Origin of the sequence: Salinivibrio siamensis (assembly GCF_001996005.1) — a bacterium.
Classification (GTDB): Bacteria; Pseudomonadota; Gammaproteobacteria; order Enterobacterales; family Vibrionaceae; genus Salinivibrio; species Salinivibrio siamensis.
The window spans coordinates 24,422-39,675 of the sequence record NZ_MUFB01000040.1 but is presented as its reverse complement, the minus strand read 5'-3'; the positions used below and the strand labels follow the sequence as shown (position 1 = coordinate 39,675).

At 51.0% G+C, this 15,254-nt stretch carries 17 protein-coding genes; 16 read left to right on the top strand and 1 reads right to left on the bottom strand.

Translation table 11 applies throughout. The annotated features are described in order from the left end of the window. The 16 genes from BZG73_RS15155 to nadA form a co-directional block, all read left to right on the top strand. Positions 1-330: hypothetical protein (locus BZG73_RS15155; protein WP_235606090.1), on the top strand; the 330-nt coding region annotated here is incomplete at its 5' end. Between the two features lie 42 nt (positions 331-372). Continuing rightward, positions 373-1,002 (top strand): hypothetical protein, encoded by a 630-nt coding sequence (locus tag BZG73_RS15150; protein ID WP_077578110.1) that lies wholly within the window; start codon positions 373-375, stop codon positions 1,000-1,002. 655 nt (positions 1,003-1,657) lie between these two features. Beyond that, positions 1,658-2,287 carry a Holliday junction branch migration protein RuvA gene (gene ruvA, locus BZG73_RS15145; RefSeq protein ID WP_077668751.1) on the top strand — a complete coding sequence of 210 codons (630 nt, stop codon included), beginning with the start codon at positions 1,658-1,660 and terminating at the stop codon, positions 2,285-2,287. A 3-nt stretch (positions 2,288-2,290) separates the two neighbouring features. Then, entirely contained in the window at positions 2,291-3,304 is a 1,014-nt protein-coding gene (gene ruvB, locus BZG73_RS15140; protein ID WP_046075362.1) for a Holliday junction branch migration DNA helicase RuvB, read from the top strand. A gap of 525 nt (positions 3,305-3,829) precedes the next feature. Next, on the top strand, positions 3,830-5,413 hold the full coding sequence (gene cydA, locus BZG73_RS15135; protein WP_201247916.1) for a cytochrome ubiquinol oxidase subunit I: 1,584 nt from the start codon (positions 3,830-3,832) through the stop codon (positions 5,411-5,413). Between the two features lie 11 nt (positions 5,414-5,424). Continuing rightward, positions 5,425-6,561, top strand: coding sequence for a cytochrome d ubiquinol oxidase subunit II (gene cydB, locus BZG73_RS15130; RefSeq protein WP_077668744.1), 1,137 nt, complete (start codon positions 5,425-5,427; stop codon positions 6,559-6,561). Between the two features lie 15 nt (positions 6,562-6,576). Then, complete coding sequence (gene cydX, locus BZG73_RS15125; protein WP_021024361.1) at positions 6,577-6,684, top strand: cytochrome bd-I oxidase subunit CydX; 108 nt, start codon at positions 6,577-6,579, stop codon at positions 6,682-6,684. Next, positions 6,677-6,973 carry a cyd operon YbgE family protein gene (locus tag BZG73_RS15120; protein ID WP_077600668.1) on the top strand — a complete coding sequence of 99 codons (297 nt, stop codon included), beginning with the start codon at positions 6,677-6,679 and terminating at the stop codon, positions 6,971-6,973. The genes cydX and BZG73_RS15120 overlap by 8 nt, the downstream gene beginning before the upstream one ends. A gap of 230 nt (positions 6,974-7,203) precedes the next feature. Further along, positions 7,204-7,611 carry a tol-pal system-associated acyl-CoA thioesterase gene (ybgC, locus tag BZG73_RS15115; protein WP_077600683.1) on the top strand — a complete coding sequence of 136 codons (408 nt, stop codon included), beginning with the start codon at positions 7,204-7,206 and terminating at the stop codon, positions 7,609-7,611. After that, positions 7,608-8,294 carry a protein TolQ gene (tolQ, locus tag BZG73_RS15110; protein WP_077668742.1) on the top strand — a complete coding sequence of 229 codons (687 nt, stop codon included), beginning with the start codon at positions 7,608-7,610 and terminating at the stop codon, positions 8,292-8,294. Before ybgC ends, tolQ begins: the two co-directional genes overlap by 4 nt. Before the next feature lie 3 nt (positions 8,295-8,297). Continuing rightward, positions 8,298-8,744: a protein TolR gene (gene tolR / locus BZG73_RS15105; protein WP_046075367.1), complete on the top strand. Its 447-nt coding sequence runs from the start codon at positions 8,298-8,300 to the stop codon at positions 8,742-8,744. 9 nt (positions 8,745-8,753) lie between these two features. Next, positions 8,754-9,809, top strand: coding sequence for a cell envelope integrity protein TolA (gene tolA, locus BZG73_RS15100; protein WP_407690290.1), 1,056 nt, complete (start codon positions 8,754-8,756; stop codon positions 9,807-9,809). Positions 9,810-9,916: 107 nt separating this feature from the next. Beyond that, positions 9,917-11,248 (top strand): Tol-Pal system beta propeller repeat protein TolB, encoded by a 1,332-nt coding sequence (tolB, locus tag BZG73_RS15095; RefSeq protein ID WP_077668749.1) that lies wholly within the window; start codon positions 9,917-9,919, stop codon positions 11,246-11,248. Positions 11,249-11,298: 50 nt separating this feature from the next. Further along, entirely contained in the window at positions 11,299-11,817 is a 519-nt protein-coding gene (gene pal, locus BZG73_RS15090; protein ID WP_069361240.1) for a peptidoglycan-associated lipoprotein Pal, read from the top strand. 34 nt (positions 11,818-11,851) lie between these two features. After that, positions 11,852-12,583 (top strand): tol-pal system protein YbgF, encoded by a 732-nt coding sequence (gene ybgF / locus BZG73_RS15085; protein ID WP_077578113.1) that lies wholly within the window; start codon positions 11,852-11,854, stop codon positions 12,581-12,583. Positions 12,584-12,686: 103 nt separating this feature from the next. Then, on the top strand, positions 12,687-13,730 hold the full coding sequence (gene nadA, locus BZG73_RS15080) for a quinolinate synthase NadA (RefSeq protein ID WP_077668741.1): 1,044 nt from the start codon (positions 12,687-12,689) through the stop codon (positions 13,728-13,730). 631 nt (positions 13,731-14,361) lie between these two features. Here the strand turns inward: nadA and BZG73_RS15075 are convergent. After that, entirely contained in the window at positions 14,362-14,847 is a 486-nt protein-coding gene (locus BZG73_RS15075; RefSeq protein WP_077668740.1) for an REP-associated tyrosine transposase, read from the bottom strand. Positions 14,848-15,254: the final 407 nt, after the last annotated feature.

Below are 15,254 nucleotides of genomic sequence, written 5' to 3'. Positions count from 1 at the left end.
GTATACCTCTCCATGAAATTGAAAAAAAATAAGTATGAGTTAATACTGAAAATTTCTCTATCTGCTCCGAAATCATTTTCTACAAGATCTAGGATGATGATGGAAAGTAACTTATCTTGGATTGCTGCAAGCTGCTTCCCATTTTATTGGTTTGGAAAAGCAATGCTAAAATATGCTTGGCGCATTCCAGAGTCAGAAGTGAATAACTGGAAAAAAAGCATCCTAGATATTTTTGGAACATGGAACACATGGTATAAATCAATTGTTTATCTTGGCAATATAACTTTTACCAGTTTAATCGTGTTTTCCATTTTTTTCTGGGGGCTTTGAGTGCACTCAAGGATGCATTTTCGAAACGCCAGATATTCGGTAATGACTAAGTGGAAAGCATTTTTATCACTGCTCTTATCAGTGACTGTTTTAGGTTGCAAGCCCGAACCTTACACCGTTGAGGCTGGCTTTACTAATGGCAGTACTACCGGTCGGCATATCGTGTCCAAAATGACGATTACAACACTATCAGGAGGCCGAGCAAACTTCGCTATGGGTTCTGTCAGTGGTTATCCTGGGGCCCACTCAGGCGGAGGAAAAATAGATGCCCCCGCTTACATCGAAGGTGAGTGGGCAAAAGGTAACCCAGAGCCGAGTAGCGGTCTAATCTCCTATCACCGCATATCTGCACCCATTCCAGATAATGCCGAAGCCAAAATGAAAACAATGGATAATTATTACCAAAATTTCGACCGTGACTATGGTTCGATGGAGGTGATTGTTGATGGCCCTAGAGTACGGGTCTTCTACTCAAAATCGTGCGTTGATATGTACGATGACTGTACGCCTAAACAGGGAGCAGACCCAAACGGATGGGTCGTTCGTTCACCTAAAAATCAGACAGATGTGGTCGTTCTCTTTGATGGTAAAGGCGAATCTTCTCCGACTCCTTTTCCAAACACCTTTTTTGCCGATTTGGAAAAGCGTAAAAAAGCGAGTTTATCTGAGTAGGGTGAGGGGCGACACAAGCCCCAGCACCATGATGGATAGGTACACATTGCCAACGGGCTCCTGTCACGGTCTGCGCCAATTTTGGCCACGATGTCGGATGGCGCGCGGCGGAAATCACAGCAAGCTTGTGCGATCGAGAGGGCGCTTATCCGACCTACGCCTGATTTATATATCGGTGGTGTCATCGGCTACGATTACTCGTTCCCACGCTCCTGCGTGGGAATGCAGACAGAATTTGAGCCATGATCAGAGGGCGTGACAAAACCATCGAGCCGCACTTTCTACGCCTAGTTATACATCGATGTTGCCATTGGTGTAGGTGACACAAGCCCCAGGCATAGTGTTGGGTATGTGTAAATTGCCAACGGGCGCCTGTCACGTTCGATGCCAAATTTAACCCCGATGTCGGAGGCGCGCGTCGGCTTGGGTATTCAGGATTAACATCGCACTGGCGCTTGTCCGACCTACGCGATATTTAGGATTTTTGAATACAGAGCGCTTCGCTTACAGAATACGGGAAGAGCAGGAACTAGGCACTTTTTCTACAGGGACAGGCACGATATGCTTTTCCGTATTCCGCCCGTCGTCAATCCGACTGGATATAGATCCAGTTATTCTTTATCCTTGGGGCAAAGTAACAAACAGAGATGTGATTGTGATAGGCCGATTACAGGGAACCCTGATAGAAAAGCAACCTCCTGAGATTCTCATTGATGTCAATGGCGTCGGTTACGAGGTCAGTATGCCGATGAACTGCTTGTATCAATTGCCGGAAGTGGGCGAAACCGCCACCGTGTATACCCATTTTGTGGTGCGTGAAGGTGCGCAGCTTCTCTATGGTTTTAGCGGTAAACGTGAGCGGGCGCTGTTTCGGGAAGTGATCAAGGCCAATGGTGTGGGGCCTAAACTGGGGTTAGCGATTTTATCGGGGATGACGGCTAACCACTTTGTCGACAGTGTCGAGCACAATGATGTCTCGACCCTGGTGAAAATCCCCGGTGTGGGCAAGAAGACCGCGGAACGTTTGGTGATTGAAATGCGTGACCGGCTTAAAAACTGGGAAGCGTTCGATCTCTTTACCCCGCACACGGATGCCGCGACGGCTGAAGGCGCGGCGTTACGTGCCGCGCCAACCACCATATCGTCTGCAGCTGATGAGGCGGTGAGCGCCTTAGTCGCACTGGGTTATAAAGCGGCGCAGGCGGAGAAAGTGGTTAAACAAATTGCAACTGATGACATGAGCAGCGAAGACGTCATTCGTCACGCGCTGCGCTCAATGGTGTAACCCATGATAGAAGCTGATCGTTTAATCTCGGCGCAAACCACCCCTGATCGGGAAGAAGAGGTGATCGACCGCGCGATTCGTCCTAAGTTATTGGAAGACTACCAAGGCCAAAATCACGTCCGTGATCAGATGGAAATCTTTATCCATGCCGCGCGCAAACGCCAAGAAGCGCTCGATCATCTATTGATTTTTGGCCCGCCAGGTCTGGGTAAAACCACCTTGGCCAATATTGTTGCCAATGAAATGGACGTCAATATTCGCACCACGTCAGGCCCTGTATTAGAAAAAGCCGGCGATCTGGCCGCCTTGCTCACCAACCTTGAGCCTCATGATGTGCTGTTTATTGATGAAATCCATCGCTTAAGCCCAGTGGTAGAAGAAGTCTTGTACCCCGCGATGGAAGACTATCAGCTGGATATCATGATTGGTGAAGGGCCTGCCGCGCGCTCAATCAAAATCGATTTACCGCCGTTTACCCTGATTGGTGCCACCACCCGCGCCGGCTCGCTGACATCGCCCTTGCGTGACCGCTTTGGCATTACCCAGCGCTTAGAGTATTACAGCGTGGGGGATCTAACCGGTATCGTGAAACGCAGCGCACATTGCTTGGCGTTATCAACCGATGAGGAAGGGGCGATGGAAGTGGCGCGTCGTTCTCGTGGTACGCCACGCATTGCTAACCGCTTACTCCGTCGTGTGCGTGATTATGCTGAAGTAAAAGGCACGGGCGACATCAGTGCGGACATTGCTCAGCGCGCGCTTGATATGCTTGATGTTGACAGCCAAGGGTTTGACTACATGGATCGCAAGCTACTCAATGCCATTATTGAGAAGTTTGATGGCGGGCCGGTGGGGCTCGATAACTTGGCGGCGGCGATTGGTGAAGAAAAAGACACCATCGAAGATGTGATTGAGCCTTATTTGATTCAACAGGGCTACCTGCAACGCACACCACGTGGTCGGATTGCCAGCCAGCGTGCGTATCTGCATTTTGGCTTTGATTTGCCGAAAACCTAATCCGATAGACTGCGCTGAAAATCCTCGCAAACCTTAATCAAGATCAAGACGTTTTTTGCTAAAACTGCCCCATTGGCCGACAACCAATGGGGTTTTTTGATCTAGATTAAGGTTATGTAGCACGTGAGCCCTTATCGTAACCCCATCTGCTGGCGGTTGCCGGTGACAAGGCAATGAGAGATGGCTTCCGTTAATGCCGCCATCTCGCCTAGTTTCTTCGTGGTTAATCACAGTTTTGTCTCTCGGTTGGTTCGTCTTGCTGTTTTTGTCGCCTGGTCGACAAACCGAGCAAAACACGATTAACACCCAATTGTTGCGCCTATAATATTAGTTATACCTTAATTAGATAAAATTTAACTATAGAATAACCTTGGTGTTTCAACTGTGTAACATGCAAGCAGTCAATTAAGAAGTGTGTAGCTTTCCCCGCGCCAGCCAGCTGTTTTGACTGCCGTGCAGGGTGAGAAAGTAAAACGAGCGATACGCCAGTATCGGCACCGAAAGCGGTGTAAAGGAGTGACCATGATTACCGATATCGTCGATTTATCGCGGCTGCAGTTTGCGCTGACCGCGATGTATCACTTCCTGTTTGTTCCCTTAACGTTAGGCATGGCATTTTTGCTGGCCATCATGGAATCGTTATACGTGATGACCGATAAGCAAATCTATAAAGACATGACCAAGTTTTGGGGCAAACTCTTTGGGATTAACTTTGCGCTCGGTGTAGCAACCGGCCTCACCATGGAGTTCCAGTTCGGAACCAACTGGGCCTACTATTCCCACTATGTAGGGGACATTTTTGGCGCCCCGCTTGCCATTGAAGGGCTGATGGCCTTCTTCCTTGAATCCACTTTTGTGGGCCTGTTCTTCTTTGGTTGGGATCGTCTTAGTAAGCGTCAACACTTGGTCACCACTTGGCTGGTGGCGTTAGGCTCTAATTTTTCTGCGCTATGGATTTTGGTCGCCAACGGCTGGATGCAAAACCCTGTGGGCTCAGAGTTTAACTTTGAAACCATGCGCATGGAGATGGTGAGCTTTGCCGATGTGGTCTTCAACCCCGTGGCGCAGGTGAAGTTTGTTCACACCGTTGCCGCTGGCTATACCACAGGGGCGATGTTCATCCTTGGTATCAGTGCTTACTACCTGCTCAAAGGCCGTGATATCGCCTTTGCCCGCCGTTCGTTTGCGATCGCGGCCTCGTTTGGTATGGCGGCCATTTTATCCGTGATTGTGCTGGGTGATGAGTCCGGTTACGAGCTGGGTGATGTACAAAAGGTCAAACTGGCAGCAATTGAGGCCGAGTGGCACACCGAAGAAGCGCCAGCGGCGTTTACCGTGGTGGGCTTGCCGAATCAAGAGACCATGCAGACCGATTATGCGATCAAAATCCCTTATGCGATGGGGATCATTGCCACGCGCTCACTGGATAAAGAAGTAACCGGCTTAACCGATTTGATTGCTGAGCACGAAACCCGTATCCGCAATGGTATGCAGGCATACGCATTATTGGAAAAACTGCGTGCCGGCGAGAAATCACCGGAAACCAAAGCTGCGTTCAATGAAGTGAAAAACGATCTTGGTTACGGCCTGCTTCTTAAGCCGTACACCGATAAGGTGGTGGATGCGACCGAAGGGCAAATTCAGCAAGCCGCGCAAGACTCTATCCCGCAAGTAGCGCCTTTGTTCTGGAGCTTTAGGGTCATGGTAGCGTGCGGCTTTGCGATGCTGTTCATTTTTGGCATGGCGTTCTGGCAAACCTGCCGTCAGCGTATCGATGAAAAGCCCTGGCTACTGAAGCTTGCGCTGATCGGTATCCCGCTGCCATGGATCGCGTGCGAAGCCGGTTGGTTTGTTGCCGAGTATGGCCGTCAGCCTTGGGCGGTGGGGGAAATCCTTCCTGTACACGTGGCCGCGTCGAACCTGGCCGCTGGCGATATTATTTTCTCGATGGTGGCGATTTGCTCGCTCTACACCGTTTTCCTCGTCGCTGAGCTTTATCTGATGTTCAAGTTTGCCCGCCTTGGGCCTAGCAGCCTTAAAACCGGCCGCTACCACTTTGAACAAAAAGGCAATCCAGAAGCGGATTTCAGCCGCCAGATTGAAGCATAAGGAGAGAGAGCATGTTTGATTATGAAATGTTACGCCTGATCTGGTGGGTACTGATCGGTGTGTTACTGATCGGCTTTACCGTCACTGATGGCTTTGACATGGGGGTGGGCGCCTTGCTTACCCTTATCGGTAAAACTGACAGTGAACGTCGGGTGATGATTAATGCTGTTGCCCCTCACTGGGAAGGCAATCAGGTTTGGTTGGTGACTGCAGGCGGGGCATTATTCGCCGCTTGGCCGTTGGTGTATGCGGTTTCCTTTTCTGGGTTTTATATCGCGATGGTGATCACGCTCGCAGCGCTGTTTTTCCGTCCCATGGGCTTTGACTATCGCTCAAAAATCGATGACCCACGCTGGCGTACTGCATGGGACTGGGGCCTGGTGCTGGGGGGCTTTGTACCACCGGTCATTTTTGGGGTCGCCTTTGGTAACCTCTTACAAGGGGTGCCGTTCCAGCTTAGCGATCTCTTGATCCCAACCTACACAGGTGGCTTTTTTGCACTGCTTAATCCCTTCGCCCTGGTATGCGGGTTGGTGAGCCTGTTTATGGTGGTGTTACAAGGAGCAACCTGGTTGCAACTAAAAACCACCGATGCGCTGCATGTACGCGCCCGTAATGTCGCGCAACTGTGTGCATTATTGACCACCGTACTCTTTGTGGCGGCAGGCTTCTGGGTACAAAATATGGACGGCTTTGTAGTGGTCAGTGAGGCGGCGAACCAAGCCGCTTCTAACCCACTGGCGAAAGAGGTCGCAGTGCAAAGTGGCGCTTGGATGCGTAACTATCAAGCGATGCCAATCCTCTGGTTAGCACCGCTGGTCGGCGCGGTGATGCCCTTGTTGGCACTGCTGGCGTCGCGTCTTGAGCGTGGCGGCTGGGCTTTCTTGTTCTCGAGTTTAGCCGTAGCGGGGGTGATTTTGACCGCGGGTATCGCGATGTTCCCCTTTGTGATGCCATCGAGCACTTTCCCGGGTCACAGCTTGACCATGTGGGATGCCACCTCAAGCGAGCTAACCTTGTCGATCATGACCATCGTCGCGGCGGTGTTTGTGCCGATTATCTTGGCTTACACCCTGTGGTGCTATATTAAAATGTTTGGTCGCTTAGACGCGCAATATATTGAAGACAACACCCATTCACTGTACTGATTAAGGAGCTTGCATATGTGGTATTTCACGTGGATTCTTGGTGTGCTGCTGGCATGCGCCTTTGGCATTATCAATGCCTTATGGTTGGAGCACACCGAAGCGATGGATCACGACAATGAGTGAGCGCCAACCTGCTCCCTTAGGCCAGCATTTTTCTGGCCTTTGGCGTCTGCTCTCACTGGCCAGTGCCCTGTGCTGGGGTGGCCAAGTGATGTGGGCGCCAGACGCCTTTGCCCAGCGCATGGGCGGTGTCACGTTTCCGATGGGGGTGGGGCTGCTGTACGCCACCTGTGTGGGGGTGATTCATGCCGTCGGTTTTACCGCGCAAGGTAAATGGAGTCGATGGCTCACTTGGCCGCCATTCGGGTGGGGCGTTTCCCTTCTTTTGCTCGCCTTGATGTGGCTGCGCTAGTTGAGCCAAACGCTCGGTGAGCAAGCGCAAAGTGACAAACGAATGACAAAGGCACCCGAGTGGTGATTTTTTCATCACTCGCGTGTCAGTAATTGTGTGTTTTTTGCTGCACATCACTTCTCGACCGCTTGATGGGCGACCAATGCGCCAGCCGCGCTGTCTCGGCATTTCTATACATCCACAACTTAGGTATAGTAATTGCCTATTGTAAACCGATCATGGGTAGAGACATGACAGAATCAACGCCGTTTCGCTGGCCCATTCGAGTGTATTATGAAGACACGGACGCTGGTGGGGTGGTTTATCACGCTAACTATCTCAACTACTTTGAGCGTGCTCGCACTGAACTGTTGCGTGAGATCGGTGTCAATCAACAAGCGCTCTTTGCCGAGCACACGGCCTTTGTTGTACGCCATATGGACATTGATTTTCACCGCGGTGCACGGCTTGATGATGCACTGGAGGTTGTCACCACAGTGTCAGCCATGGGGCGCGCCAGCATGACCTTTTGTCAAAGCTTGGTGAATTCTGATCAAAAAGCATTGTGTGCGGCGACGGTTAAGATAGCCTGTGTCGACCCAACAACCATGAAACCCAAATCGATTCCAACACAGATTAAATCGGAGATGATGACGTGACCGCTGAACTTTCCATTCTCGACCTGTTTTTGCAAGCAAGCTTGCTTGTCAAGGTAGTGATGCTGATATTACTGGGTATGTCAGTGGTGTCATGGGCAATGATCATCAAGCGCTCCAAGGTGATGAAGCAAGCCTTTAACAAAGCGGAACGGTTTGAAGACAGATTTTGGTCTGGGATCGATCTCTCTCAACTATTCCAAGAAGTGCAAGCGCGCAAAGACAATTTGACCGGCAGCGAGAAGATTTTTTACGCYGGCTTTAAAGAATTCGCGCGATTGCACCGTAGCAACGACAAAGTGCCTGAAGCGGTAATGGAAGGCACGTCGCGGGCGATGCGTGTGTCGCTATCAAAACAGGTGGAAGAGCTGGAAACCCACCTGCCATTCTTGGCTACCGTCGGGTCGATCAGCCCATATATTGGCTTGTTTGGTACTGTGTGGGGGATCATGCATGCCTTTATCGCTCTGGGCGCGGTAAAACAGGCCACGCTGGCGATGGTGGCCCCCGGGATTGCTGAAGCCTTGGTGGCAACCGCGATGGGTCTGTTCGCGGCGATCCCAGCGGTGATGGCGTACAACCGCCTGACATCTAAAGTGGGTAAACTTGAGCACAACTACATGAACTTTATGGAAGAGTTCTCGAGCATTCTTCATCGTCAAGCGTTTGCGGCAACCCAGGAGTGATCCATGGCGTATCAACCTAAACGGCGCAAGATGACGGCGGAAATCAATGTCGTCCCCTACATTGATGTGATGCTGGTACTGCTGATTATCTTTATGGTGACCGCCCCATTTGTGACCCAGGGAGTGGATGTCGATCTGCCACAAACGGCACAAGCGAAAACCGCCGCAGAGCTGGCAGAAGAGGAAGACAGCGGCGCCTTTATCATTGTGGAAGTGGATAAAGACGGGCAATTAGGGCTCAGTGTCAATAATGGCGATATGACCCGCGGTTTGAGCTTGGAAGAAATTCTAGTACGCGTCAAAGCTGAGCTGCAGCTCAATCCTAAGTCCCCTGTGCTGGTGGGCGGCGATGGCCGGGTGCCTTATTCAGAAATCATCCTGACGCTTGATGCATTAAACCAAGCTGGCGTGTCGTCAGTGGGGTTAATGACCGAGCCGTACGAGTCGTAGGTGAGGATGATGAACGAGCCAAGCGATAAACCAACCCATAAAAAATCAGGCAAAGACTCGCTGATGCCCGCGCTGGCAATATCTGCCGTGTTGCATGTGGTATTAGTCATTGTGCTGTTGTGGGGCGCAGACTTTAGCTCTGACTCAACACCAACCCCTAAAGCGGGTCGCGCGATTGATGCCACTGTCATTGATCCGGCGGTAGTGAATACGCAGGCGAAGAAAATTCGCGAGCAACGCGATCAGGCTAAACGCGAAGAAGCGGAGCGACTCAAACGGTTAGAGCAGCAAGCGAAACGCCTTGAGCAACAACGTGAGCAAGAAGAGCAGCGCCTTCGTGAAGTGAAGCGACAAAAGCTAGAAGCCGAGCGCCAAGCACGTGAAGAGCAAAAGCGAGTTGCCGAGCAAAAGGCCAAAGCGGAAGAGCAAGCGCGAATTGCCAAGCAAAAAGCCGAACAGGCCGAACGCGAACGTCAGCGTAAATTAGAAGAGAAGCGCAAAGCGGAACTCGCGGCGGAGAAAGCGGAAAAAGCACGGCAAGAAAAGCTCGCCGCGCAACGTAAAGCCGAGGAAGAAGCGAAAAAAGCCGAAGCCGAGCGACAGCGCAAGCTTGCCGAGCGTAAAAAAGCAGAAGAAGAGGCACGTAAAGCCGAACAAGCGCGCCAAGAAGCGGAGCGCAAAGCGCAAGAGGCGAAGCGACGACAACAAGAGCAAGAGGCGGCGCTGAACGATTTGTTCTCGGGCCTCGAGTCGGAAGCCAGCCAACGGCAAACCGCGCGCGGGCAATTTATTCAAGATGAAGTGGCGCGGTACGGCGCCATTTTTACACAGATGATCCAGCAACGACTCATCGTCGATGATGGCTTAAGTGGGCAAGAGTGTGTGGTAAATATGCGCTTGTCACCGACCGGCCTGTTGCTTAATGTGGAAGAAAAGGCAGGCAATACGCGGCTGTGTCGCGCGACAAAAACCGCGGTGGCCTCTGTGTCTCAGTTTCCAATGCCGGAAGATGGCGACATTATTGCCAAACTACGTGATATTGAGTTGACCGTTAGACCTAACTAAACGACAGGATACCAAACATGATGGAAGTGAGCCCCTGCGGTGGCACAAGCAGTGTGACAAGCAAGAGTCAGGATCGTTTGCGAACATGGCGTATCGCCGCGGTTGTGATGCTTTTAGCCTGTCTGTCGATACTGACTCAACCGGCACATGCCGCGCTGAAATTGGTGATCACCGAAGGGGTGAATACCGCGCGCCCGATTGGCGTGATCCCGTTTCAATGGAATGGACAAGGCGAATTGCCGGAAGATATTTCCGGCGTGGTCGGCTCCGATTTACGCCGCAGTGGTAAGTTCAACCCGCTGGCGGTCAGTGACATGCCGCAAACCCCATATAGTGATGCGGATGTAGATTACAACGCTTGGACCTCGCTGGGAGTGGATGCGTTGGTCACAGGCACCATTACTCCGACTTCGGACGGTCGCTATCAAATTGATTATCAGTTGATTGATATCGTTCGAGGCCAGCTCACCGGCGGAGACAGCAAAGGCCTAGGCGCTGATGGCGAGTTGGTACAAACCGATGATCACTTACTCGTGAATAACCGCGCCACGGTCAAAGAGAGCGACTTGCGCCGCTATGCGCATCGCATTTCCAATATTGTCTATGAGCAGCTCACTGGCGAAAAAGGCGCGTTCTTAACTCGTATCGCTTATGTGGTGATTGATAAAGAAAACGACTACCCCTATCAGCTGCGTTTGTCAGATTATGACGGCTATAACGAGCGCTTGATCCTGCGTTCCAAACAGCCATTGATGTCGCCGTCTTGGTCACCGGATGGTCGACAGCTCGCCTATGTCAGCTTCGAAAATGGTCAGGCAGAAATCTTTATCATGAACATTTACACCGGCCAGCGCGAGAAAATTGCGTCATACCCTCGTCACAATGGATCGCCACAGTTTTCTCCTGATGGCAGCAAGTTAGCCTTGGTACTCTCCAAAACCGGTAGCTTGCAGGTGTATACCTTCGATTTGAACAGCAAAAAACTGACGCAAATTACCCACGGCCGTGCCAATAGCACCGAGCCATTTTGGGATCCTGATGGTAACTCGCTCATCTATACCTCTGACCGGGGTGGCAAACCACAGATTTATCGCGTAAATTTAGACGACGGAACTAGCCGACGGATCACGTGGCAAGGCAATCAGAACATGGGTGGGCAACTGACACCGGATGGCCGTCACTTGATAATGGTAAATCAATCATCGTCTGGCTATAACATTGCAAAGCAAGACTTAAACAGCGGGGCGGTGCAAATCCTAACCAAAACCTTGTTGGATGAGTCGCCAAGCATTGCGCCAAATGGCAGCATGGTGATTTACAGCTCGGTATATGGACGTAAGAATGTGTTGTCACTCGTCTCTGTAGACGGCCGCTTTAAAGCGCGGTTACCGGCAACCAACGGGCGCGTGCGTGCACCAGCCTGGTCACCTTACCTGTAGTTTTTTAATTTTAAACAACGTGCGCTAACTTTCTAGAAAAGGAAAATAGAATGCAAATCAATAAAGTACTGAAAGGTCTGGCGGTGGCACTGCCGATGTTTACTCTGGCTGCGTGTAGCTCACACGATAGCTCAACAGGCAGTGGTTCTGGCCAATCAACCAACCAAAACGGCACCACGGTTGTTTCTCCTGTTGACGGCCAAGGCTCAATGACAGAGCAACAAATTCGTAACCAAGAACTGCGTCAGTCGCAAACCGTTTACTTCAACTTTGACGACTCATCAGTACTGCCACAATACGAAGATATGCTGGATGCCCACGCCACTTACCTGCGTGCTAACCCAGCGATGGAAGTGGTCGTAGAAGGTCACGCTGACGAGCGCGGTACCCCTGAGTACAACATCGCACTGGGCGAGCGTCGTGCCGAAGCGGTTTCTAAGTACCTACAAGCGCTGGGCGTACCGGCGAGCCAGATCTCTATCGTGAGCTACGGTGAAGAAAAACCGTTGGTGCTTGGCCAAAGCGAAGAAGCTTACGCCAAAAACCGTCGTGCGGTATTGGTATACTAATCCAGCCTTTTGGTAATGGATAAAGGATATGACAATGAACAGTAACTCTGTGCGAACCCTCGCGCTGGCGTTACTGGTGAGTGTGGCAGCCCCCGTGGCTGCCACACCTGCTCCGGTGACAGAAGTAGGGGCGGGCGGCACCGCCGTCGATCGCTTAGAGCGCATGCTCCAAGCACGTAACCAAATGCAGCTGGATATGCAGCGCCAGCTTGACCAAATGGCGCAAGAGCTGAGCAATTTACGCGGTAACGTTGAGCGTAACAGCTATGACATTCAACAAATGGTTGAACGTCAACGTGACCTATATCGAGAAATCGACACCCTAAGAACAGCCAAGCAATCGGCCCCCGCAGAGCCAGAGAAAGCGCCAGAAGATAAGCCAGCGGTTAACTTCACCGCCGATCAAACCGAGAATGCAGCCTATGAAGCCGCAGTCAACCTGATCTTAAAAGAGAAAGATTACCAAGGCGCAACCAAGGCATTCAAAGCGTTCCTTTCAACATACCCAGAATCGGTATACACCGCTAATGCCCACTATTGGCTCGGCCAGCTTTATTTCTCCAAACGTAAGTTTGAACAAGCTAGCCAAGAATTCACGGCAGTGAGTGAGTTTGAAGACTCCAATAAACGCCCTGATGCCTTGCTGAAACTGGGTCTGATTGCACAAAAACAAGGTAACGGCGACCAAGCCAATCAATACTTTCAACAAGTGATTGATACCTACCCAGACTCAACCAGCGCCAAACAAGCCAAAAATGCGATGTAGGCAATAAGGTCCTAGGTTCCTAGGGCCTAGCCTCCCTCTTCATATTGTTTCTCCCCCCACTCACGTTATACTACCCGGACTGGAAGTAAGCATGAGTAATCCCATGAGCCAAGTGATTGAAACGTCGCAAAGGGTCTACCCCTTTCCGCCGAAACCTGTGGCATTGACTGACACTGAGAAAAAACAACACGTTGCGCGCATCAAACAATTGTTAGAAGAAAAAGACGCGGTACTTGTTGCTCACTATTACACGGATCCAGAGATCCAAGCCCTTGCCGAAGAAACCGGCGGGTGTGTCGCTGATTCGTTGGAAATGGCTCGCTTTGGCAACCAACACTCAGCAAGTACCTTGATTGTCGCTGGTGTACGCTTTATGGGGGAAACCGCCAAAATTCTCACCCCAGAAAAAACCGTGCTAATGCCGACACTAAACGCGGAGTGCTCGTTAGACTTAGGCTGCCCAGCGGACGAATTTACCGCGTTTTGTGATGCCCATCCGGATCATACCGTGGTGGTATACGCCAACACCTCAGCCGCCGTCAAAGCGCGTGCCGACTGGGTGGTGACGTCGAGCATTGCGTTAGAAATTGTCGAGCACCTAGACAGCCAAGATAAGCCAATTATCTGGGGGCCAGACCGCCATCTTGGTGCCTATATTGAGAAAGAAACCGGCGCGGATATGCTGCTATGGCAGGGTGAATGCGTAGTGCATGATGAATTTTCAGCTCAAGCACTGGAAAAAATGAAGCATCTTTATCCTGATGCCGCGATTCTCGTTCACCCAGAATCGCCTGCCAGTGTGGTAAAAATGGCTGATGCCGTCGGCTCAACCAGCCAGCTGATTAAAGCAGCACAAACGCTGCCGAACGAAAAGCTGATTGTGGCCACGGATAAAGGCATTTTTTATAAGATGCAGCAAATGGTGCCGGAAAAAGAACTTGTCGAAGCCCCAACCGCCGGCGCGGGCGCGACCTGTCGAAGCTGCGCTCATTGCCCATGGATGGCGATGAACGGCCTCAAAGCGATAGAGAGCGCACTTGAAGTCGGTGGTGAAGAGCATGAGATCCACGTTGACGACAAGGTGCGTGAAAAAGCGCTAATCCCGCTCAACCGCATGCTCAACTTTGCCTCTGAAATGAAGGGGTAACACCCGTAGGTCGGACAAGCGCCAATGGCACCACTGAAACATAAACTTCGCGTAGGTCGGCATAAGCGCCTTCTCGATCGCGCAAGCTTGGTGAGATTTTCGCCGCGCGCCATCCGACATCAAAGCCAAATTTGGCACCGATGTTAAATTTGGCACTGATCGTGACAGGCGCCCGTTGGCTCAATGCATCATATCGACATCTTACTGGGGCTTGTGTCACCTACGCCAATGGGATCATCGATATATAAACCAGGCGTAGGTCGGACAAGCGCTGGGGCGGTGTTAATCATGAATACCCAAGCCGAAGCGCGCCTCCGACATTGGCGGTTAAACTTAGTACTGATGGTGACAGGTGCCCGTTGGCAATGAGCCCATATCCAACATCGCGTAAGGGCTTGTGTCACCTACACCAATGGGATCATCGATATATGAACCAGGCGTAGGTCGGACAAGCGCCGGTGCGATGTGAATTGTGTATACCCAAGCCGAAGCGCGCCTCCGACATTGGCGGCCAAATTTGGCAATCATCGTGACAGGCACCCGTTGGCTCAATGCATCATATCGACATCTTACCGGGGCTTGTGTCACCGTCGCTTAAACGATCGGTATGCACGGGTAATCGTTTAATCTGTTAATACAAATTCCACGACGGATGATAAATCCCTCTTTTAACCTCACGATGAAATGAGGAATACGGCCAATCAGACACTTGTTCAACCCAACCGTGTTTAACCGGGTTGAAATGCACATAATCAAAATGATGCTTAAAATCTCTCTCATCCCTGATCGTATGCTCCCAAAATCGATCTTGCCATATTCTCCCTTTTGCCGTAACAAATCGCTTATCTATTCGGGACACACTTTTGGTAAACAGCTTCTTTATCTTGCGCCACCTGGTCGAATAATCTGAGTCATTGTTGGGAAGTGTCCAAATAGTATGTAAATGATCAGGTAAAACGACCCAAGCATCGATATAAAAAGGATGAGACGCGTTGACTGTTGGCACCGCTGAGCGTAATAACGTAATGTACTCCGTAAGCAGCTGCATCTCTCTGTCACGCAGGTTCACCGTAAAAAAATACGTCCCCCCACATGCATAGTTCCTTAGGTACCGCATTCCAGGCTCTCTTTTGCCAACTTCACATACCCTCAGATGATGCGAAGCCAAGAGAGGAATCAAGTTTCATTACAATAAATTAGAATTCAGCCGCGAAACACAATTGAAGATGTTTGTTGTACCGAGACGTGTGTCATCGTCGCCAATGGGATCATCGATATATAAACCAGGCGTAGGTCGGACAAGCGCCGGAGCGGTGCCAATCATGAATACCCAAGCCGAAGCGCGCCTCCGACATTGGCGGCCAAATTTGGCAATCATCGTGACAGGCGCCCGTTGACAATGTGCACATATCCAACACCGTGCCGGGGCTTGTGTCACCTACGCCAATGGAATCACCGATATATAAACCAGGCGTAGGTCGGACAAGCGCCAGCACTATGTTAACTTGAGCCTTGGTCTAGCCT

Coding starts and splice junctions, on each gene's coding strand:
- BZG73_RS15150 (WP_077578110.1), top strand. CDS start 373: ATGACTAAGTGGAAAGCATTTTTATCACTGCTCTTATCAGTGACTGTT.
- ruvB (WP_046075362.1), top strand. CDS start 2,291: ATGATAGAAGCTGATCGTTTAATCTCGGCGCAAACCACCCCTGATCGG.
- cydB (WP_077668744.1), top strand. CDS start 5,425: ATGTTTGATTATGAAATGTTACGCCTGATCTGGTGGGTACTGATCGGT.
- cydX (WP_021024361.1), top strand. CDS start 6,577: ATGTGGTATTTCACGTGGATTCTTGGTGTGCTGCTGGCATGCGCCTTT.
- BZG73_RS15120 (WP_077600668.1), top strand. CDS start 6,677: ATGAGTGAGCGCCAACCTGCTCCCTTAGGCCAGCATTTTTCTGGCCTT.
- ybgC (WP_077600683.1), top strand. CDS start 7,204: ATGACAGAATCAACGCCGTTTCGCTGGCCCATTCGAGTGTATTATGAA.
- tolR (WP_046075367.1), top strand. CDS start 8,298: ATGGCGTATCAACCTAAACGGCGCAAGATGACGGCGGAAATCAATGTC.
- tolA (WP_407690290.1), top strand. CDS start 8,754: ATGAACGAGCCAAGCGATAAACCAACCCATAAAAAATCAGGCAAAGAC.
- tolB (WP_077668749.1), top strand. CDS start 9,917: ATGCTTTTAGCCTGTCTGTCGATACTGACTCAACCGGCACATGCCGCG.
- pal (WP_069361240.1), top strand. CDS start 11,299: ATGCAAATCAATAAAGTACTGAAAGGTCTGGCGGTGGCACTGCCGATG.
- ybgF (WP_077578113.1), top strand. CDS start 11,852: ATGAACAGTAACTCTGTGCGAACCCTCGCGCTGGCGTTACTGGTGAGT.
- nadA (WP_077668741.1), top strand. CDS start 12,687: ATGAGCCAAGTGATTGAAACGTCGCAAAGGGTCTACCCCTTTCCGCCG.
- BZG73_RS15075 (WP_077668740.1), bottom strand. CDS start 14,847: ATGCGGTACCTAAGGAACTATGCATGTGGGGGGACGTATTTTTTTACG.